This window comes from Levilactobacillus zymae, from assembly GCF_032190635.1.
GTDB classification, from domain to species: Bacteria; Bacillota; Bacilli; order Lactobacillales; family Lactobacillaceae; genus Levilactobacillus; species Levilactobacillus zymae_A.
Map to the genome: position 1 here is coordinate 487,675 of NZ_JAVLAS010000001.1, position 20,373 is coordinate 508,047.

The window sequence follows — 20,373 nt, forward strand, 5'->3', positions numbered from 1 at the left end:
AAATTGGTTTAAAAAAGCGGGCGTCATCAGTCTTTATGGCTGGTGGCGCCCGCTTTTGGCGTTGATTTTTATCGATTTCTGTGGGGGGATTGTAAGGCGGGAACCTTTCAATCCTGATCTCGCGGATTGCAAACTTAGCTTAGATTTACTTCGTGACGGCAAACGCTTTCATTGGTATGCTAGGGACGTATTGGATTACATATTCTTGAGGAGGACTTGTCATCATGACCATGGCTCATCATCATAAATTACTTTATAGTTTATTAGTGCCCTTACTAGTTGCCGGCAGTGCGACAGCGTTACCGGGATTAGGGGATCACGCGGTTCACGCGGCGCAAAAGGTGACCACGCAGACCGATAAGTACAGTACCCCGACCAGCCAACCGGGATTTAAGAAGCTGGCTAAGAAGTATAAGACCGCTATTCCGATTCAGGTTTTAGGCATTAACGACCTGCACGGGGGTCTGGAAACCACGGGTACCGTCACCATCGGCGGTAAGACTTACAGCGACGTCGGGACTGTCGCGCGGTTAGGGGGCTCGTTAGATCAGGCTCAAAACCAGTTTAAGAAGAGCCAACATGCCAAGGCCGCCAACACCTTTCGGGTAGAGGCGGGGGACATGGTCGGGGCCTCGCCGGCTAATTCAACCCTGTTGGCCCATGAATCGACCATGCACACCTTGCGGGCCATGAAGTTTCAGATTGGGACGCTGGGGAACCACGAATTTGACCACGGCTTGGGCGAATACAACCGGATCTTGAAGGGGAAAAAGCCCGCTGCCAGTGCCGATTCACTGGTCAAGGCTTACCCGCACCAATCCTCCAAGATTAACTTGGTTGTGGCGAACGTGGTGAAGAAGTTCAACAACAAGATTCCTTACGGCTACAAGCCTTACACCATCAAAACGGTCAAGGCCCACGGCAAGACCGCTAAAGTTGGGTTTATCGGGATTGAAACTACTGATCTCCCCCACTTGACCTTGCTGAAGAACTACCAAAACTACAAGATTTTAGACGAAGCCAAGACCATCGCCAAGTACGACAAGATCTTGAACAAGAAGGGCGTTAAGGCCGTGGTCGTCATGGCCCACACCGGGATTGCCTCGCAGGATGGCAAGACGGCCGGCAGCGCGGTTGATATTTTGAACAAGGTGAATAAGCTCGACAAGAAGAACAACGTCGGCTTATACGTAGCCGGACACTCGCACCAGTACGCCAACGCCACGGTCGGCAAGACCCACGTGGTTCAAGCCGTCTATACTGGGAAGGCTTACAACGACACACAGGGGTACATCAACCCGAAGACCGGGAAATTCATGCACCTCGAATCTCACGTGTACCCCGTCTTACCGGCCAAGACCAACCCTAAGGCTAAGACCAACGCCAAGGTGGCCGCCATCGTGAAGGACGCCGACAAACGTGTGGCTCCCAAGGTGAACGCCGTGATTGGTAAGGCCGCCACCAACGAACCAATTACCGGGCGGAATAATAATAGTAAAACTATGGAAAACGCCGCGGGTGAATTGGTAGTGGATGCGCAACGTTACGAAGCTCAAAAGGCCGGCACTAATCCTGACTTTGCCATGACCAACAACGGGGGGATTCGGTCGGACTTAGCCGTGGCCAATAACGGCGATATCACCTGGGGTGCGGCCGTGGCCGTTCAGCCATTCGGGAACATCCTCCAGGTGGTCGAAATGACCGGGCAGCAGATCAAGGATGCGCTGAACCAACAGTATGACGAAAACCAAGCCTTCTACCTGCAAATTTCCGGGCTGAAATACACTTACACGGACAATAACGATGCTAAGCAGCCGTACAAGGTGGTCGACATCAAGAAGGACGACGGCACACCGGTCAGCATGACGGCGACCTATCGCGTGGTGATCAACGACTTCCTCCACGGAGCCGGGGATAACTTCTACGCCTTCAAGGACACGCCAATCAAGGCGTCCATTGGGTCGGATACCGACGTCTTCGTACAATACTTCAAGGACATGGCCGCCGCAAACACGCCGGTCAAGGCCCCAACACTGGACCGCAAAGTCTATCAGCCTGCTGGGAGCGTGGTTGCCACGAGTACCCAACCCGTGACCCAGGTTCAGGTGGCGCTGGGATAAGCATTGAGTTGGCGCTTACGGATCAGTCAGAAATCTGCTGGCTAAAAGTGATTAGCGGTTTAACTAGGGACGACTGGCTGCTGTATAAAACCAAAAATGAGGATTGCCGGGTCACGGCAATCCTCATTTTATATGCAATCGTTATGGGTTAAAGAAACGCTTGGTACAACACCGTGGCCGCGATAGCACCGGCGATGGGGGCCACGATCGGCACCCAACTGTATTCAAACTGCGAACTTCCCTTGTACTTGAACGGCCAGAGGGCGTGCAACAGCCGTGGACCAAGGTCTCGTGCGGGGTTCAGGGCCGGTCCGGTGGGGCCCCCGAAGGAGACGACCAGACACATCACCAGAAACCCGAGACCCAAGAAGTCGGCCCGCGGGTCTAACTTGTCGGCCGTCATGAAGACCGCACCCAAGACCAGGAGAAAGGTCCCGATAAATTCGTTCAAGAATCCGTTCAACTGGCTGTCGGCCGCGTCGATCGTGGAGAAGGTCCCCAAGATGGCTTCGGCGTCTGTGGTCTTGTCGTAGTACGGTTTGTAGGCCAGGACCACGGTTAATTGACCCACGATGGCGCCCAGGGTTTGGGCGATGACGTAGGGCAGGACTTCGGCCCAGGGGAAGTTACCGACGACGGCTTGGGCGATGGTCATGGCCGGGTTGATCTGCGCTCCGGAGATGGTGGCGAACATCAACGCGGGGATCATGACCCCGATACCGTATCCGAACCCAATCAGGACCCAGCCCCCGTGGTACCCCTTGGTTCCCTTTAATTCGACGTTAGCGACGGAGCCGTTCCCTAAGGCCACCATGATGGCCGTCCCGATAAATTCCGCGAGACACCGGATGAACAAAGTATAATGCATTAAACTCTACCTCAAATATGTATTTTTTCGACCGCTGACCCACGAGTATTCGTGGAAACAGCAGCACTTATCATCATACGCTTACCGACATAAGTTTTCAGTAATATTTTCATCCTAAATAGCTTATTGAAAGAAACCGGCAAGGGTGGGGAAGCCATGGTCGCGGGAACGAAACCGGTTACAATGGTCAACAAGATTTACGGGTAAAATTTCGTGATAAATTGCGCCCAGAGATGATCAACGGGGGACACCCTGTAGTACAATGATCCTGTGAACGAATGTAAGCGGTTTAACTAACATGAAAAGGAGGTCTTGCTGTTGCAAGCAGACTTAAAATGGCTGGACGATCCGCAGACGTTTCGGGTCAACCAATTGCCCGCGCATAGCGACCATCGGTATTACCGGACGGTTGCTGAGATGCAGGCGCACCAGAGTAGTTTCGTGCAAAGCCTAGACGGGACCTGGCAGTTCGCCTTTGCCCAGACGCCGCAGGAACGGCCCGTGGGCTTCGAACAACCGGACGCCGACCACCAGAACTTTGGAGAGATTCAGGTACCCGGCCACATCGAACTCGCCGGTTACGGCCAGCTCCACTACACCAACACCCTTTATCCGTGGGAAGGTAAGCTGTATCGGCGACCGGCCTACGCGCTGGGGGACACCACCGGGATGCCGGGGATGTTTAGTGAAGGGTCCGACAACACGGTCGGCGCCTACCTGAAGACCTTTACCCTGAACCCCGAACTGCGCGATCACCGCGTCGTGATCCAGTTCGACGGGGTCGAAGAGGCCATGTACCTGTGGCTCAACGGGCACTTCGTGGGGTACGCCGAGGACAGCTTCAGCCAGTCGGAATTCGACCTGACACCCTACCTGCAGGCTGGTGAAAACCTGCTGGCGGTCGAGGTCTTCAAACGCAGTACCGCGGCCTTCTTGGAGGACCAAGACTTCTTTCGGTTCTCCGGGATTTTCCGCAGTGTGCGGTTGGTGGCCCAACCGGCCGTGCATCTCAACGATCTGACGATTCGGGCCAACGTGCTGGACGACCTGACCACCGGGGACTTTAACCTGGGGTTGAGTCTGAACGACGACGCCGCGCAATCCGGGGCGCAGCTCAAGGTGACCCTGTGTGCCGGCGAACAGGTCGTGCTCGACCAAACGGTGCCGGCCCAAGCCGAGACGGCAATTCAGCACGTTCCCGTGCCCAACGTGCACCTCTGGGACCACCACGATCCGTACCTGTATCGGCTTCAGATCGAAGTCCTCGACGCCAGTGGTCGATTGCTGGAAGTCGTCCCTTACGACGTCGGTTTCCGGCGGGTCGAACTTAAGGATAAGGTGATGTTACTGAACGGTCACCGGCTGATCTTAAACGGGGTTAACCGCCACGAATGGGACGCCAAGCGCGGCCGCAGCGTGACGCTGGCCGACATGCAATACGACCTGCAAGTCTTCAAGCAGCACCACATCAACGCGGTGCGGACCTGTCACTATCCCGATCAGATTGCCTGGTATTATCTGTGCGACCGCAACGGCATCTACATGATGGCCGAAAATAACCTGGAAACCCACGGCACCTGGCAGAAGATGGGCGCCGTGGAACCCTCGTATAACGTACCCGGGTCGCTGCCGCAATGGCAGGGGGCCGTACTGGACCGCGCTCGCAGTAACTACCAGACGTTTAAGAATCACCCGGCCATCCTCTTCTGGTCGCTGGGTAACGAATCCTACGCCGGCGACGATATCGCGGCCATGGACCAGTACTATCACGACCACGATGAGGGCCGGTTGACCCACTACGAAGGTGTTTGCCGCAACCGGGTCTACGCAGATCAGATCTCCGACATGGAAAGTATGATGTATGATCCGCCCAAGGCCATCCGCGATTACCTGGACCACGACCCGCAAAAGCCGTTCGTCAACTGCGAATACATGCACGACATGGGTAATTCGTTGGGCGGCATGAACAGCTATACGGATCTGATCGACCAGTACCCGATGTATCAAGGCGGGTTCATCTGGGACTACATCGATCAGGCCTTGTGGGTCAACGACGAGGTCACCGGTCAACCGGTCCTGCGCTACGGCGGAGACTTCGACGACCGGCATTCCGACTATGAATTTTCTGGCGACGGCCTGCTATTCGCGGACCGGACACCGAAACCCGCACTTCAGGAGGTGAGCTACTACTATGGCAAATACGACCGCTAAACTACACGTCGTTTACGGCGACGGAACCTTGGGCCTGCACGGCGAGGGGTTCCAATACATCTTTAGTTACGACCGGGGCGGCCTGGAGTCGCTCAAACGCAATGGCAAGGAGTGGCTCTACCGCGTGCCCAAGCCCACGTTCTGGCGGGCGACGACCGATAACGACCGGGGCAACCACTTCTCCGAGCGGTCGGCGATGTGGCTGGGGGCCGACCTGTTCAGTCCCTGCACGCACATCGAGGTAGCCGTAAATGGTCAGGATATTACCTTGCCGATTGCGACGGAAAACAACCGCTATTCGGACCATGAGACCGCCGAGACCGTGACGATCCGCTTCACCTATACCACGACCACGGTACCGGCGACCACCGTGGTGGTAAGCTACACCGTGGACGCCACGGGTGCTATTCGGGTCCACACCCATTTCACCGGCCAGCCGGGGTTACCGGAATTACCCGCGCTGGGGTTGCGGTTCGTAATGCCCACGGCCGCACAAGGGTTCACCTACCACGGTTTGTCCGGAGAGACCTACCCGGACCGAATGGCGGGCGGCCAACTAGGCGACTATCAGGTCACCGGGTTACCGGTCACGCCGTACATGGTCCCGCAGGAGTGCGGGATGCACATGGCGACCGAACACGTCACGGTGACCCGGGCCATCACGTTGAACAACGCGGACCCGGACACCGAACCGTTCAGCCTGACGTTTACGCAGGCCGACCAGCCGTTTAATTTCAGCTGCTTACCGTACACGGCCGAGGAACTGGAAAACGCAACCCACATCGAAGAACTGCCACCGTTGCGGCGGACGGTCCTCACGGTCTTCGGCGCCGTCCGCGGTGTCGGTGGGATCGACAGTTGGGGCGCCGACGTGGAAGCTAAGTACCACCTGCCCGCCGACCGAGATTACGATTTTGAATTCGTGATTGCGGGGACACAGGGGTAACGTGGTTTAATTTAAAATAGTGACGACAAAAAGTCCCGCACTTCAAAACCGGTGCGGGACTTTCGTTTGGTCTAAAACGTTAACTCGGTTGATATGCCTGCGCGACCTCTTCGGCCGTGGGGTAGGACTTTTGCGTCCCACGCCGGGTGACCGTTAGAGCCGCGTAAGCGTTGGCGTGGTGCAGTGCGGTCGGTACGTCCTCGCCCTGAGCAAAGTAGTGGGCGAACGACCCGATAAACGAATCGCCGGCGCCGGTGGTGTCGACGGCCTGGACCTTGATAGCGTCGATTAGCTGGCAGTCGTTGGCGCAGACCCACAACACGCCCTTGGCGCCTAACGTGACCAGCAGGTTTTTGACGCCCAGGTCGATCAGGTGGTGGGCGGCGGCCTTGATTTCGGTTAGATTCGTGGTCGGCATGCTGGTCAGCGTCGCCAGTTCCGTTTCGTTCGGCGAGAAGAAGTCGACCCGACTGACGTGCGTTAAGTCCAGGTCGCGGTTCGCCGGTGCCGGGTTCAAGAGGACCGGCACGTGATACTGGTTGGCCAGGTCAATGGCGTGGTAGTTGGTGGCCAGCGGAATTTCCTGCTGCAGCACGATGAGCTTGGTGTGTTGAATCAGGTCGACGTGTTGGTCGAGGACCGCGGGCGTCAGTTCGCTGTTGGCCCCCTTAATAATCAGGATGCGGTTATCCGAGGACGGGTCGACGAAAATCGGCGCCGCGCCACTATTCTTCTGGCCGACGCCCACGCCGGTCACGTCGATGTGGTTGGCCTTGAAGTTGGCGAGCTGTTGTTCCCCAAAGTTGTCGTGGCCGACCATGGAGATAAAGCTGACGCGCGACCCCAACCGGGCCGCCGCGACCGCCTGGTTGGCCCCTTTACCGCCGAAACCCATGGCAAAGTCGGGCGCTTCGATGGTTTCGCCTTCGACCGGCATCCGGTCCACGTAGGTGATTAAATCGATCATGTTGGAACCAATAACTAGAACATCACTATCTTGCATATTTGACACCCCTCGTTTCAATCTTCCCTTTTAACCTAGCACAAAATCGGGTATATGTAAACGCTTACAGAAAACGATTACAAAAAGTTGGCTCGCTGAAAAACCCACCACGACCTAGCTATCGTGGTGGGTGAGGGTGACCAGTTGATTTTCTCTTAAATAAACGCGTCCCCAACGGTTCAGCGCCAGAAGCAATGGTACCAGGGAACGGCCGGCGCGAGAAAGGGAGTAGGTGATTGCCGATGCGGAGTTGTGATCAGCGACTACTAGTTGGTCTTGCACCAACTGGGCGAGCTGACTGGCTAACGTCGCTTGGGGACAGGCCGCCAGGGTCCGGTGTAATTCGGTAAAACGGTAGTCATGATCCGTTAAGCGGTAGAGAATTAGGGACTTCCAAGGACTATCAAGTAAGCTTAACGCGGCGTTTAATGGGCGAAGTTCCGCAGGATAAGGCTTGGTGGTCGTCGTCATGGTTAGGACCTCCTCATTGGGTTGTGGTCAGTGTATCATGAACGGCTGGTGGGTCGGGTGGAACACGCCTTCAAACGGGGCACTAAGGACGTTCGCTTGCTTCTCTTAGGTAGTAAAAAAGGGCCGCAGATGCCACGGTCCTTAATTCAGTGCGTGATAATTTGTGCCGCCAATCGGAATTCCTCGGCGGGCAGGTCGGGTTGGTTGATGCGCGCAATCAGGCGATCCACCGCCGTTTTACCAATCTGGGCGATGGGTTGCTTAGCCGTGACGACGGGTTGCGGTAAGAAGTCGAACCAGTCCTGATCGTCGAAGCTCCCCAGTTGGAACGGGGGCAGGTCGAGCTCGGGCAACTTATGCAACACGGCATCCATGATGGTGTTGTCCGCCGCCAGTAAGCCGTCGCAGCGCTGATTGACCAGGAGTTGACGGGTCATCTGAGCGACGTTACTGTTATCGGTACGGGCGATGGCCTCGATGGCGGTATCGCGCGGTTGGCCGGCACTGGCTAGGGCCTGGTGGTACCCCTGCAGGCGTTCGGTAGCGGTTTTAGACACGGCACTATTAATAATGCCAATGCGCTGGGCGCCGCGATCGATTAACTGGGTCACCAGGTCGCGGGTTCCGCGCACGTTATCGACCAGGACACGGTCGTATTGCGTGGCGATGCCTCGAGGTGGCATCCGGTCGACGAAAACGGCGGGGGTGTTGCCTAGCTGAGCGGCGTAGTCGGTTGGACCGCCGGCACTGGTGATGATGACGCCGGCCGCCTGCTTCTCCAGCATCAGGTTGAGGGCGCTAACTTCCCGGTCATCCTGTTCGTCGGTGTTGACGATGAGGACGTCGTAACCCGCTTGGGTGGCGGCGTCTTCGATGGCCCGAACGATGTGGGTGAAGAAATTGTTGAGGATGTCGGGAATGATTACCCCGAGCGTGTTGGTCTTTTGCACCCGAATGCTGCGAGCTAGGCCGTTAGGGTGGTAGCCGAGTTCTTGAGCAAGCTGTTGAATTCGTTGCCGCGTGGTTGGCTTGACCTGGGGGCTATCGTTGAGCGCACGGGAAATGGTGGCTTCCGAGACCCCCGCTTTGGCGGCGACGTCTTTGATGGTAATTTTTCTTGGCAAATTAGGTCACCTGTTTCTTATTAATTATAATTAATAATAGATTATGATTTATCGAAGCTCGTTTTAACTAAGTAGTGCTCTATCTATCCTAGCGTTAAATTGGCGAGTCGGTCAACTAATTCGTGCAAGCAGCGCGGGTGGTACTGGTCCGGGTGCCCATCACCGTTAGCTAAAAAAATCGTAAAAAAGGGTTGCGTTCGTTGGGGGTTAAATGCTAAAATTATATCCTGTTGAGTCAGTAATGACGCAATTATTGGGCTATAGCCAAGTGGTAAGGCAACGGGTTTTGATCCCGTGATGCGCTGGTTCGAACCCAGCTAGCCCAATCGAGATAGTCGTTGAAGCCGGGTGCTTCAGCGGCTTTTTTTGTGTGACTACGAAAGGGAGACGAACAACGATGAAGTCTGAAAGAATGGCAACCTGGGAATGGGTCGTGGCCGTCCTTATTCTGGGCGGTCCTTGGTGGGTGATTGGGGAAGGCATTGCGGGGTTCTTGACCGGCGACCCGAATCATCCAGACGTAGTGGTGCTCTTGGGGAGTCTATCATTAGCGCTATTTAGTATTGTGGCGATCCTGAGTTATCGAACCATGTGGAAACGCGCAACCCGACAAGTCCAACCGCGGGCCCGTCGGCGGTTATGGCAGATTTATTGGCTTAATTTTGTCCTGGGCGTGGGGCTGACGTGGTTGATGAGTGATATTCCAGATTGGTTGTTACGCTTCATTGGCTATCAACATTAGGAAAGGAAAAGCGCCGGTGCAGCGACGATCACCTTTTGTTGGCCAGCTCCCCCTTGATTCTACTATTAAGGGTAGCTGTGGCATGTGAATGGTATCGTCCTGCCTATTTTTTAAACGGGATTTGGTAAAAATTGTGCCCAGCGGCGTTCGGGGCTTCGGTTTTGGTATTCTGAAGACACAAACGAGGGGGACGTTGACGTGAAGAAATGGTTAATTTACTTAGAATGGGCCCTGAACGTGGGCGTGATTAGTTTACCGTTGGTGATTTTGGGGAGCGGTCTGCGGGGCATTATCGCCCAAAGTCCGCTCCATCCGGATGCCGCGGTGGTCCTGGGGGGCTTGGGCTTGGCCATCATCAGTTTAGGTGGCCTACTGGTTTACGGGACTCGCTCAACGCGGCAGGACCAGCGCTGGTTGCGGTGGGGGTATGGAACCCTGCTCGTCGTGGGTGTGGGGTTAGGGGGCCTAGCCCTCAATCCACCGGAGTGGCTACTACGCTTACTGATTCCGGGATATTAATTAATTAATCATAAGTTTCGTTAAATTAACTATTTAGCCTGTTCACCATCTCTTCCTTCGGGTATACTCAATGGACAGAAAGTTTTAGGGGAGGAACGAGATGAAACGTATTCGCGAAAATGGCATTGATGGGGTTTGGGGGCTCATCATGTTTTATGGGCTAGGTATAGTCTGCCTGGTGATGTGGGTCGTCACCCGGTTTCAACAGGGGTGGTTGATCGCCACCGTGATTTACTTAGTCATGGGCAGCTGTTTTTTACATACGACGTTGGTGGGCAAGGAACTGATCTGGGATCGCGTCTTGCAAGACGTTTCACTGACTAAAGAGACCCGGGCACTGGATGTTGGCTGTGGTCATGGGCTGGTGATGTTTAAAATTGCTCAGCGCTTGCCCTTAGGCGGCCACGTGACGGGCATCGATATCTGGCGGCAACAGGACCAAACCCATAATTCCCAAGCGGCGGTGGAGCGTCGTTTGGCGGCCTCACAGCTGACCCAGGAAGCTACGGTGCAGACCGCCGATATGCGTCAGCTGCCGTTTGCCGACCAGACGTTTAACCTGGTGGCCTCTAGCCTGGCGATCCATAACGTCAAACCCAAGGCCGGCCGCCTGCAGAGCCTGCAGGAAATCAGCCGCGTCTTGCAACCGGGCGGCCGGGTAGTTTTGGTCGACCTGGGCTTCTCCTGCCAGGAATACAAAGAAGCGCTCCAACGGCTAGGCTTTACGGACATTCACGTGAGCGGCAACGGTCCTAACGGCTGGTGGGGCGGGCCCTGGATGCCGACGTTGACGTTGCGGGCCACTAAACTTAACTGAATCATCGTGAGGCGCGGGTATCCCGGGCCTCTTAGTCTATGGTACGATGAAAGCGTACCCATTACGCTAGGAGGTTTTCCGATGTCTACTAAAATTATTCTTGATTGTGATCCCGGCCACGATGACGCGTTGGCCATGATGCTGGCGCTGGCCAACCCCGAAATTGAGCTGTTGGCCGTGACCACCTCGGCGGGGAATCAGACGCCCGCAAAGACACTCCATAATGCCATGCGGCTCTTAACGTTGATGCACCACCAAGAGATTCCCGTGGCGGGCGGCAACCGCACGCCACTATTGAAGCCGCTGGAGACCGCGGGAAACGTCCACGGCAAGAGCGGGCTGGACGGTGCCGAATTGCCCGAACCCGACTTCAACGTCCAACCCCTGACCGCCATCGAATTGATTGCGCAAACGCTGCGGGCCAGCACCGACCCGGTCACGCTGGTGGTGACCGGCCCGATGACTAACATTGCGCTGTTCTTGCGGGTGTACCCCGACCTGAAATCCAAGATTGCCCAAATCGTCTTCATGGGTGGGGCCATGGGGCTGGGGAACTGGACGCCGTCGGTCGAATTTAACATCTACGTCGACCCGGAAGCCGCGAAGATCGTGCTCAACGCCGGCATTCCGCTGGTGATGGCACCGTTGAATGTGACCCACAAGGCCCAAATTATGAAACCCGAAATCGAAGCCATCGGCCACATCGACAATCCAGTGGCCCATGCCTTTACCGGGCTGCTGAACTTCTTTGAAATTTATCACGAAAATCCCAAGTGGGGCTTTCAGGGCGCGCCGTTGCACGATCCCTGTACGATTGCCTGGTTGCTTCATCCCGAATGGTTCCAGACCGAAAAAATGGCCGTCGACGTGGAAACCGCGGGTGAGTTGACCCGAGGTGAAACGGTTTGTGATTACTACGAACTGACCGGTCAGCCCAAGAACACGGAAGTTCTCTTGAACCTGAACCGTGAGGCCTTCATTCAACTGATTGCGGACTCGTTGAAGACCTTCTAGTTAGGGACTGGGGCCTGAATCAGTTTAAACTTGAGAGCCCTTTTAAAGTTAGTCAATTTCGAACCAACCAAAAAGCGCGTAACCCTTACGGTTGCGCGCTTTTTGGTTGGTTAAACTTAACGATTATTTTGTCGCGTCAAATTGGTAACTGCCGCTGTAGAACGGTACCCGGTAAGCCCGGTAGGCGTAAGCCTTGGATCCGGCGTTCTTCAGCGTGACGTTGAAGACTTGTTGGCCGGACTTGGTGACTTCAATGACGTTACTTTCTTGACCGCCATTCTTGAACCCAAAGTCGATCAAGACGTTGCCGTTACTTTGCTTTTCGGCGTACCCGATGACCGGCGTGAAGTTGGTCTTACCCAACGACTTCCCGTAGGCCCAGGTTTGCTTGATGGTCATGTTCTTGGTGTCCACGTGGTACTGAACGGCCTGCGAGTACTTGCCCGAGATCTTCTTGTTCCCGTTAGTGACAGCAATGTTGTTGTCGTAGAGCAGGAAGTCTTCGCTGGAGGCCTTGGCGCCGTTCCCGTTGTTCAACAGGTAGAGTCCGTGTTGGCCCCCGGTGATGGTAGTCCCCTTGGTTGGCTTCAACAGGTATTGCCGGTAGGCTTTTGGCCAGGTCTTGGCCTTCTTACCACTGTAGATCCACTTGATGTGGTCGGTCTTGTAGTCCAATTTCATGATCATGTCTTGGTTCCGACTGGAAATCACGATACTCTTGTCGTTCTTGTCGTAGTCGACGGCGTTTTGGTGCAGCCAATCGACCTTGTTGTCGCCACCCTTTTTGTAGGTGGACCACATCGACTTAGGCAGGAGTTTCTTCATATCGATGACCTTCACGATCTTCCCCGTGTTGTGGTCGACTTCGATCATGGTGTCTTCCTTGTACTTGGACCCGTCGGACACGGTGGCTAAGAAGTTGTGGTTGGGTAACTCGACCAGGTCGTGGTGAATGACCGTGGTTTCGGTGTTGGCTTTGGCTTCCTTCTTGCTGACGCTGGAGGAGTCCGAACTACTGGTCTTGTTGGCAAACCCGTATTCCTTGTAAACGCGGCCCAGGTAGTCGGTTTCAATCAGGTCGTTATACACGTCGGAGTCCACGTTCTTCTTGGACAGCAACATGATGTGCCCGTTGGACCACTGTTCGATGGTGTGTTGGGAATAGTTGGTGTCGTACCACCGAACGTTGCCGTCGGCGTCAATGGCCAGCGGTTGCTTGGTGGTCCGGTTGAGGATGGTCAATTTATTCTTACCAATACTCATTTTGGACTTGTCGTTTTTGGTGACGGTCAGCGTGGCGTCCTTGATGTACTTAGGCAGCGCGCCGGTCTTCATGGACAGGGTCTTGGTCTGGGTTTCCCCGTTCTTGTTGGTCGTGGTGATCTTGACCGTGTTGGTGGTATCGGCGTACAGGCCGACCACGGGAACTTGGTGAGACTTGGTGTAACCGCCCTTGACCGTGTTGGTGATCGAGGTGTGGTCGGTCTTGCCTACGACCGTGTAGCTGACCTTTTCGGCGTCACTGGTGGTAAACGTGACTAACGCGGACAGGGGGGAGGAGCCGTAAGGGTTGACCTTCACGTAGGGGTTGGTCAACGTGTATTTCGAGTTTTCGGCGGCAGCCTTATAGGTCGCCGTCAATTTTTTTTGCGCGTCTTGGCGGGTGGTGATCACCTTGACGTCCAGATTTTTCTTGATTTGAGCCGTGGTTAACGCGGTCTTGTTGTTCTTGATGCCGTACGACTTGGCCGCCTCGGTCTTAGCGGAACAGCCGGCCAGGCCGACCGTGACTAGGGCGAGTGAGGCGATGACGAATCGTCGCCAACGCCGGTGAGTAGTTTGCAAATGAGCCATCTCCTTATAAAGTTGCAATCAAAATGGGGGACCGGTGGCATCAGCCACCTATCCCCCAAGATATGTAACACTTCCAATATATCATGGCTGTAAAACAATAACGTTACAGAATTCTGATAAATTTCCGAAGAAATTGTGATGAAGTTGTGAAGTTCGGTCGGTATCCTGCCAAACGGCGGCGTTTTTCTTGATTTTGATGAAAGCGGTTCCTAAGAAAATCATATTTTTCGCTTAGCAAATCATCAGGACCGTCCCGTAAGGCCCGTGCTATAACGGGGATACGCTGTTGCTGAGCCAACAGCTGAACTTTGACAAAAGAGGTGAGACCGTGGCCCAAAATCATCCCGCAAAGCCCCGCCGCTACCTGCACGAGGTTGATCTCATGCGGATCATCTTCATTGGTGGGGTGTTGCTTAACCACACCACGACCGCGTTTGCTTCGCGGCTGGTCGCCACGAGTAATAGCCATTTAGTTCTCGAAATGATACACTTGATGCTCCATTTTACCCGGATGGGCTTCATGTTTATGAGCGGCTTGGTCCTGGTCTTAAACTACTATCACCGTGACCCGCACTGGTGGCGCTTTTGGCGCAAACGGTACCTGAGCGTGGGCGTTCCTTATGTGGGCTGGAACGCCATCATTCTGCTAGTTGTGACGCTGGGGGCCGGCAAGGCGATCGACTGGGCCGCCTACTGGGCGCACCTGGGTAACGCCGTGCAGTATGGGAACGAATACTACATGTACTACATCTTAGTGACCTTCCAGCTTTACCTGATTTTCCCCCTGCTGGTGGGCCTCTTCAAACGATTTCCCGATCGGCACCTGGCCATCCTAGGCTTTAGCGTCGTGATTCAGTTCCTCCTCCTCATTTGGCTCAAGTACTGGTTCCCCCAGCTTGACCGCAGCAATTGGTGGTACCTCTTTCGCTACTACGGCAACAACGTGCTGGTCTATCAGGTGTACTTCGTGGCGGGCGCCTTCGTGGCCATCCACTACGACGACGTGGATGCCTGGATTCAGGCCCACCACCGCTTGTTAGGCTGGACCACGTTGGTGTTAGCACTGGGGACGATTGGTCTGTATTTCGGCGACCAAAACGTCTTACACCTCAGCTTAGGGGCGACCCAATCGGTCCATCAACCCTACATCATGGTCTACGACCTCTTCATGATTGCCTTTGTCTTCTGGCTCGGTCGGCAATACGCCCATGCCCGTGAGCATGGCTTGCCGGTCTTTCTCGATCAGTCGATCAAGGCCTTAGCCGAGGTTTCCTTTGGCTTATATCTGGTTCAGACGCTGCCGTTACTGGTTCTCGACGGCGCGTTAACGCAAATTCACCTCCCAGCTTGGGCGTTGTTAGCCCTGTTACCGGTGGGCTACGCCTGGGTCTTAGGCGGTTCATTTGCGATTGCTTGGTTCTGTTACCGGGTCCCTCCGTTTGGCGCCCTCATCGGTCGACCGCAGTGGCACCCGTGGAAAGGAGTACATGCTTATGTCCAAAATCACGTTAAAACTCACCCAACAATTACAGCGGGCGACAAGTCAGAAACTCATTAAAGACACCACTCTGGAACGGTGGTTTACCGGTGGCGACCTGGCTGCCGACGTCGATCAGTTGACCGACCACCTCCGCAGCCTCGAAGTGGGGCACGGTGACGTGGTGCTGGTCTGCCTGCCCAACACGGCGGTCTATCCGGTCTTGACCCAGGCTATCTGGGAGGTTGGCGCGGTGATGCACCCAATCGCCGCTAAGACCCCGGCCGCCGAGTTGCAGGCCGCCTTAGCCGAACACGACTACGCTGCCAGCGTGGTAGCGGCCGACCTGGTCGATGCCGTAACGGCGACGCGCCAGACCACGGTGGCCCAGTTACAGCTCAACACCGCGCCGACCCTGAGTCTGATTCGCGACCTCGATGTGACCGGTCACGCGGCCGCCACGCCGACCGAAGAGGATCTGGCGTTGATCCTGAATACGTCGGGGACCACCGGTAAACCCAAGCGGGTCGGGTTGACCCACAATCTGTTGCGGCACGGTGCCGAACACGACATTGCTAGCCACCGCCTGACGGCCCACGACACCACCATGATCGTGATGCCGCTGTTTCACATCAACGCACAGGTGGTCTCGGTCCTGTCTACCCGGTTGTCCGGCGGGAAAATCGTGATCACCCCCAAGTTTTCGGCGCACCGTTTCTGGCCACAGGTCCAAGACAACCACGTGACCTGGGTCTCCGCGGTCCCGACAATCCTAAACATCCTCTTACTCAACGCGGCGGCTCGGGAAAGCTACACCGGCAAGACCCGCCTACGTTTCGTGCGGTGTTCGTCGTTTTCACTCCCCCTCGACAAACTGACCCAGTTCGAACAAACCTACCATACCCGCATCTTGGAGGGCTACGGGATGACCGAGACCGCCAGTCAATGCACGCTCAATCCGTTTGACGCGCCCAAGGTGGGGTCGGTGGGTAAGCCGGTCGGTACCGACGTGGCCATCCTGGTCGACGGCCACCTGACCCACGCCAGCCGGACCAGTGGTGAGATCGCCGTGCGCGGCGACCACGTGATCCACAGTTACCTGGACCCGCACCCGGATTCCTTCTATCAAGGCTGGTTTTTAACCGGTGATTTGGGGTACTTCGATGAAGACGGGTACTTATTTATTAATGGTCGGAAAAAGGATATTATTAGTGTAGGTGGTGAAAAGGTCGCCCCCGCTCACGTGGAAAACGTGTTAAGCCAATTGCCGTTTGTCAAAGAGATCACGGTGATTGGGACACCGGACGACCTCTATGGCGAAGCGGTGACCGCGGTGGTGATCAGCCAACCCGGGGACCAAACCGACCAACAGCGGGCAATTTTAGCGCAAGCTCAGGCGAACTTGGCGCCGTATGAACGGCCGAAACGCGTGCTGTTCGTGCACGATTATCCGCGCAACGCCACCGGGAAAGTCGTACGGCCCCAACTACGGCGGCAATTAGCCGCCCAACGGAGCGTCGGCTAATCTGATTGAAGGATCGTGACGACATGACGCGAGTAGTAATTGCGGCGGATTCATTTAAAGGTAGTGCCACTTCTACGGAAGTGAATCGGTATTTGGCAGCGGGCGTTAAACGAGCGGCGCCGGACGCCGAAGTTCAAACGGCGGCGATTGCCGACGGCGGTGCGGGCACCGTCAGGGCGGTGATTGACGCGGTGGGCGGTCAACTGATGACCACTTCGGTGTTGGGGCCCTTGGGTAAAAACGTAGATGCCCAGTGGGGGCTACTCGACGACCATACGGCCATTATTGAAGTGGCCGCGGCCGTGGGTTTGACCCTAGTTGGTGACACGCCGGTCCCGGTCTCGTCCAGTACCTACGGCGTTGGGGAATTGATCAGCGCCGCGATGGACCAGGGCGCCACCACGATTTACGTGGGCTTGGGCGACAGTGCCTCCACGGACGGTGGGGCCGGCATGCTGGTGGCCTTGGGCGCGGGGCTCATCGATAATAACCAGCAGAAGCTCGATCTGGGTGGCGGGAGCCTGATGCGCTTAGGCCACGTCAGTTTCCGCGGCCTGGATGAGCGCCTCAAGCACACCACCTTGATTGGGTTAGCCGACGTGACCAATCCGTTGACTGGTCCGGAAGGGGCCGCCGCGGTCTTTGGGCCGCAGAAGGGCGCCCAGCACGAAATGATTGCCCGGTTGAACCAAGGCTTAGCTCGGTTACGGACCTTCGTCCCAATGCCGGATGGGTTGGCGGCGAGTCGCCAACCCGGTGCCGGGGCCGCCGGTGGGACCGGCTTTGGGCTCTTGGCCCTAGGCGGTCAACTCAAACCCGGTGCCAAGACGGTGCAGGCCTTGATCAAGCTCGACGACCAACTCGCCACGGCCGATTTCGTGATTACCGGTAAAGGACGGGTGGACAGCCAATCGCTGACCGGTAAGGCGCCAATCGCGGTCGCCAACCTGGCCCAAGCGCGGCACTTACCCGTCGCCTTGGTCGCCGGCAGCGTTCAGGGCAGCCTGGCTCAGATCCAGGCGACCGGGGTTCACGACGTCATCGTCTCGACGCCGGAGGGCCTGACCGTTGCCGACGCCATGGCCCAAACGCCCGATCTGTTGACGCAGGCGGGGGCTAAGGCCATGTTGACCTACTTAGCAGAACACTAAATCGACATGAAAATAACCCGGGAAATGGTAGTTAAATTTCCCGGGTTATTTTGGGTTGACAAACTGAATGAATAAATATATTATTCATTCATTAACAAAGGAGCGTTTAGTATGGAGAAACAACAACAGCTACTGACCGCGGCGTATCACTTGTTTAAAACCAAGGGATTCAAGGCCACCAGTATCGCGGAGATCGCCGCGGCGGCCCAGGTCGCGGTCGGCACGTTTTATAACTTCTACGATTCTAAGGCGGCCATTTTCTTACAAATTTATACGGCCGAAAACGAGCGGGTGAAGGCTAACATCATTGCGGCCGTCGATTTAGACGCTGACCCGTTGCCGTTAGTCCGGCAGGTGGTCCACGAAATTATGGTTCAGTCGCAGGATAATTTGATTTTGCAGGAATGGTTCAAAAACCCTAAGCTCAATGCCCTGATCGCGCAGACGGCCCCGTCCGCCGTGGAAGATAGCCTGGTCTACACCACGTTTGTCCGGTTGCTCGACCGGTGGCAAGCACGCGGCTTGTTAGCCCCGGGGATGACTCAAGCACGGGGGTTAAACCTGTTCAACGCCCTAATCGTCGTTGATTTTCACCAGAGCGAGGTCACCACAACGGACTATGCGCAGGTCTTGGACGATTTGATTACGGGCATGTTAGCGGTGATCTTGAAATAGGTCATCGTCTTTTTAACACTAAAAATGAATGAATTTAAAATATATTCATTCATAGCTGGAGGAATGAACTATGAAAAGAGTGTTGATGATGTTTTTAGGTGGGTTAATCGTGATTGGAGTGGGATTGGGCGGTCTCACGTGGTGGGCGGTCAGTGCGCAGAAGCGGCTTAATCTTAATCGCGGCGAGGTGCGGACGTTGACGACCACAGACGTGAATTTAAGGACGCCCCAGCGCCTGCAACTGACGGTGCGTACGGCGGTGGTACGAATCAAAACGGGCAGCACCCCTCGATTACACTTAGTCAACGTTAGTCGGGGACAATACCAGGTCAGTCAACACGCTGGGAACGTTCGCGTGGTCGAGCGCGGCAGCCACCAGCACCAGTTAGAAATCGGTCGTTCGCCCCAACTGACGGTCACGGCTCCCCCGAAGACGTTACGAGCGTTACGGATTGATCAATTGAATGGAACGCTAAAGCTCACTAATTTAACTGTCGGTCAACTAACCATTCGGCACCATAATGGGACCACATTGGCTAACCGCCTGACCTTAAAGGCGGCTAGCCGGTTGGTGAAGGACAACGGGCAAACGACGTTGACGGGATTGACGACTCCGGGGTTAGCAGTGACGGTTAAGACCGGTCAAATTAAGGTTGACGGTCACTCACAAAAGACCCATTACCGTCAAGCAGGAAAAGCCCCCCTGGTGTTGACGAGTAGCTCCGGTCAGGTGACCATTACGCATTAATCAGCAATGAGCGGTGAAGAGAGATGACTAAAATAACCCGGGAAATCGGCTGACGATTTCCCGGGTTATTTAGTATTTAGCGCCTATTCAATGGTTAAGGCGTCTTTGTTGTATTCCTTCTTCAAGTTAGCCAGCGATTCCCATGAGATAGCCCCGTGGTCGTAGGCCATGTTCTTCCCGCCGGCACCAGCACCAGCGTTCTTGCTGTAGTATAACGGATCGTTGACGCGGAACTTACCGTTCTTGTAACCGGTGATGACCTTACAGTGGTTCCGGTGATGATCCCCGGCCTTTTGGTAGGACGAGTAACCGTAGAATAACACGGGTTGTCCCCCCTGAACGTAGAGCTTCATCTGGTTAGCTGTGGACCCGGAAATGTTATGTACCTTCTTGCTCCACCGATGAGCGTAGGTGGTCAGGGCCCCGGGGTGAATGACGTGGCCGAAGCCGGCCCCGGTGTAGAGGTTCCCCTTTTGCCCGCCCACGGTTGGTACCATGGGTAAGTGGTTCTGGGCATCCTTCAAGTTTACCTTCACGCCGCGGGACCGTAATAACATGGCCATTGACGTTGCCGCACACCCCCAAGGGGCGAAGACGGGCTTGTATTGGCTAATGTAAGGAACCTTCAGTAGCTTGGTTTGGTTCGGCGTTGCTACGGCATTGCGGTTGATGTACCCCATCTTGATGTGCTTCTTGGTCGACATTAGGGCGTAGTACCATCTGTGGTTAAGCTGCTTCTTTTGGGTTACGATGAAGCTTTGGTGGAAGTGCTTGGTTGAGGTACTTCCCTTGAGCCATTGGCCGTGGTAAAGGTGGTAGCCTTTTTTCACTACGGCCACCTTAAAGGGATGCTTCACTTGGTTGGCCTTGGTTTGAGCAGGGAAACTGCTAGCTTGGGCTGCAGACGAAACCCCTAAGAGGGCTAAAGGCAAACTCAATAGCAGCAAGAAACGTTTATTGAGAGACATGGATGGTATTCTTCTTTCTATAGATGAGATTTAGGGTTAATTATGAAGACGTTACCATTATAAAACTAATGTAGGCTAAAGAATAGTGAAGCCTGTATGGAATAATGCCATATAGGCTGCCAGTCAAAAATATGGCTGGC

General features: G+C 55.3%; 18 protein-coding genes and 1 tRNA gene. 13 read left to right on the forward strand and 6 right to left on the reverse strand.

Features of this window, described 5'->3' with window-relative positions; genetic code table 11:
• Positions 1 to 224 precede the first annotated feature (224 nt).
• The gene (locus RI501_RS02185; protein WP_313820146.1) at positions 225 to 2,120 is read left to right on the forward strand and encodes a bifunctional metallophosphatase/5'-nucleotidase; all 1,896 of its coding nucleotides are present in this window, start codon (positions 225 to 227) and stop codon (positions 2,118 to 2,120) included.
• 148 nt (positions 2,121 to 2,268) lie between these two features.
• Here RI501_RS02185 and RI501_RS02190 read toward each other — a convergent pair whose 3' ends face one another.
• Complete coding sequence (locus RI501_RS02190; RefSeq protein WP_313820147.1) at positions 2,269 to 2,988, reverse strand: MIP/aquaporin family protein; 720 nt, start codon at positions 2,986 to 2,988, stop codon at positions 2,269 to 2,271.
• A 318-nt stretch (positions 2,989 to 3,306) separates the two neighbouring features.
• Between RI501_RS02190 and RI501_RS02195 the strand changes: the two genes are divergently transcribed.
• A complete protein-coding gene (locus tag RI501_RS02195) occupies positions 3,307 to 5,199 on the forward strand; it encodes a glycoside hydrolase family 2 TIM barrel-domain containing protein (protein WP_313820148.1) in 1,893 nt (630 codons plus the stop codon).
• A complete protein-coding gene (locus RI501_RS02200) occupies positions 5,180 to 6,145 on the forward strand; it encodes a beta-galactosidase small subunit (protein ID WP_313820149.1) in 966 nt (321 codons plus the stop codon). The genes RI501_RS02195 and RI501_RS02200 overlap by 20 nt, the downstream gene beginning before the upstream one ends.
• Before the next feature lie 79 nt (positions 6,146 to 6,224).
• Here the strand turns inward: RI501_RS02200 and rbsK are convergent, their stop codons facing one another.
• From rbsK to RI501_RS02215, 3 genes are all read right to left on the reverse strand, one after another.
• Positions 6,225 to 7,148 (reverse strand): ribokinase, encoded by a 924-nt coding sequence (rbsK, locus tag RI501_RS02205; protein ID WP_313820150.1) that lies wholly within the window; start codon positions 7,146 to 7,148, stop codon positions 6,225 to 6,227.
• Between the two features lie 114 nt (positions 7,149 to 7,262).
• Positions 7,263 to 7,619, reverse strand: a complete 357-nt coding sequence (locus RI501_RS02210; protein WP_313820151.1) for a winged helix-turn-helix transcriptional regulator — start codon at positions 7,617 to 7,619, stop codon at positions 7,263 to 7,265.
• Between the two features lie 146 nt (positions 7,620 to 7,765).
• Entirely contained in the window at positions 7,766 to 8,743 is a 978-nt protein-coding gene (locus tag RI501_RS02215) for a LacI family DNA-binding transcriptional regulator (RefSeq protein WP_313820152.1), read from the reverse strand.
• Positions 8,744 to 8,997: 254 nt separating this feature from the next.
• On the opposite strand from RI501_RS02215, the gene RI501_RS02220 reads away from it, so the two are divergent.
• The 5 genes from RI501_RS02220 to rihA all read left to right on the forward strand — a co-directional run bounded on the left by RI501_RS02220 (position 8,998) and on the right by rihA (position 11,835).
• Positions 8,998 to 9,069: transfer RNA gene (locus tag RI501_RS02220), tRNA-Gln, on the forward strand.
• An 86-nt stretch (positions 9,070 to 9,155) separates the two neighbouring features.
• The gene (locus RI501_RS02225) at positions 9,156 to 9,485 is read left to right on the forward strand and encodes a hypothetical protein (protein ID WP_313820153.1); all 330 of its coding nucleotides are present in this window, start codon (positions 9,156 to 9,158) and stop codon (positions 9,483 to 9,485) included.
• 198 nt (positions 9,486 to 9,683) lie between these two features.
• Positions 9,684 to 10,004 (forward strand): hypothetical protein, encoded by a 321-nt coding sequence (locus RI501_RS02230; protein ID WP_313820154.1) that lies wholly within the window; start codon positions 9,684 to 9,686, stop codon positions 10,002 to 10,004.
• Positions 10,005 to 10,104: 100 nt separating this feature from the next.
• Positions 10,105 to 10,821, forward strand: coding sequence for a class I SAM-dependent methyltransferase (locus RI501_RS02235; protein ID WP_313820155.1), 717 nt, complete (start codon positions 10,105 to 10,107; stop codon positions 10,819 to 10,821).
• Between the two features lie 81 nt (positions 10,822 to 10,902).
• Positions 10,903 to 11,835 carry a pyrimidine-specific ribonucleoside hydrolase RihA gene (gene rihA / locus RI501_RS02240; RefSeq protein ID WP_313820156.1) on the forward strand — a complete coding sequence of 311 codons (933 nt, stop codon included), beginning with the start codon at positions 10,903 to 10,905 and terminating at the stop codon, positions 11,833 to 11,835.
• Between the two features lie 123 nt (positions 11,836 to 11,958).
• Here the strand turns inward: rihA and RI501_RS02245 are convergent, their stop codons facing one another.
• Complete coding sequence (locus tag RI501_RS02245) at positions 11,959 to 13,689, reverse strand: aryl-sulfate sulfotransferase (protein WP_313820157.1); 1,731 nt, start codon at positions 13,687 to 13,689, stop codon at positions 11,959 to 11,961.
• 328 nt (positions 13,690 to 14,017) lie between these two features.
• Here RI501_RS02245 and RI501_RS02250 point away from each other — a divergent pair, with 328 nt between their 5' ends.
• From RI501_RS02250 to RI501_RS02270, 5 genes are all read left to right on the forward strand, one after another.
• Complete coding sequence (locus RI501_RS02250) at positions 14,018 to 15,247, forward strand: acyltransferase (RefSeq protein ID WP_313820158.1); 1,230 nt, start codon at positions 14,018 to 14,020, stop codon at positions 15,245 to 15,247.
• Complete coding sequence (locus tag RI501_RS02255; protein WP_313820159.1) at positions 15,183 to 16,691, forward strand: AMP-binding protein; 1,509 nt, start codon at positions 15,183 to 15,185, stop codon at positions 16,689 to 16,691. The genes RI501_RS02250 and RI501_RS02255 overlap by 65 nt, the downstream gene beginning before the upstream one ends.
• 23 nt (positions 16,692 to 16,714) lie before the next feature.
• Positions 16,715 to 17,842: a glycerate kinase family protein gene (locus RI501_RS02260; RefSeq protein WP_313820160.1), complete on the forward strand. Its 1,128-nt coding sequence runs from the start codon at positions 16,715 to 16,717 to the stop codon at positions 17,840 to 17,842.
• A gap of 111 nt (positions 17,843 to 17,953) precedes the next feature.
• Positions 17,954 to 18,517, forward strand: a complete 564-nt coding sequence (locus RI501_RS02265; RefSeq protein WP_313820161.1) for a TetR/AcrR family transcriptional regulator — start codon at positions 17,954 to 17,956, stop codon at positions 18,515 to 18,517.
• A gap of 70 nt (positions 18,518 to 18,587) precedes the next feature.
• Positions 18,588 to 19,265 (forward strand): DUF4097 family beta strand repeat-containing protein, encoded by a 678-nt coding sequence (locus RI501_RS02270; RefSeq protein WP_313820162.1) that lies wholly within the window; start codon positions 18,588 to 18,590, stop codon positions 19,263 to 19,265.
• Between the two features lie 83 nt (positions 19,266 to 19,348).
• Here RI501_RS02270 and RI501_RS02275 read toward each other — a convergent pair whose 3' ends face one another.
• The gene (locus tag RI501_RS02275) at positions 19,349 to 20,233 is read right to left on the reverse strand and encodes a C39 family peptidase (RefSeq protein ID WP_313820163.1); all 885 of its coding nucleotides are present in this window, start codon (positions 20,231 to 20,233) and stop codon (positions 19,349 to 19,351) included.
• Positions 20,234 to 20,373: the final 140 nt, after the last annotated feature.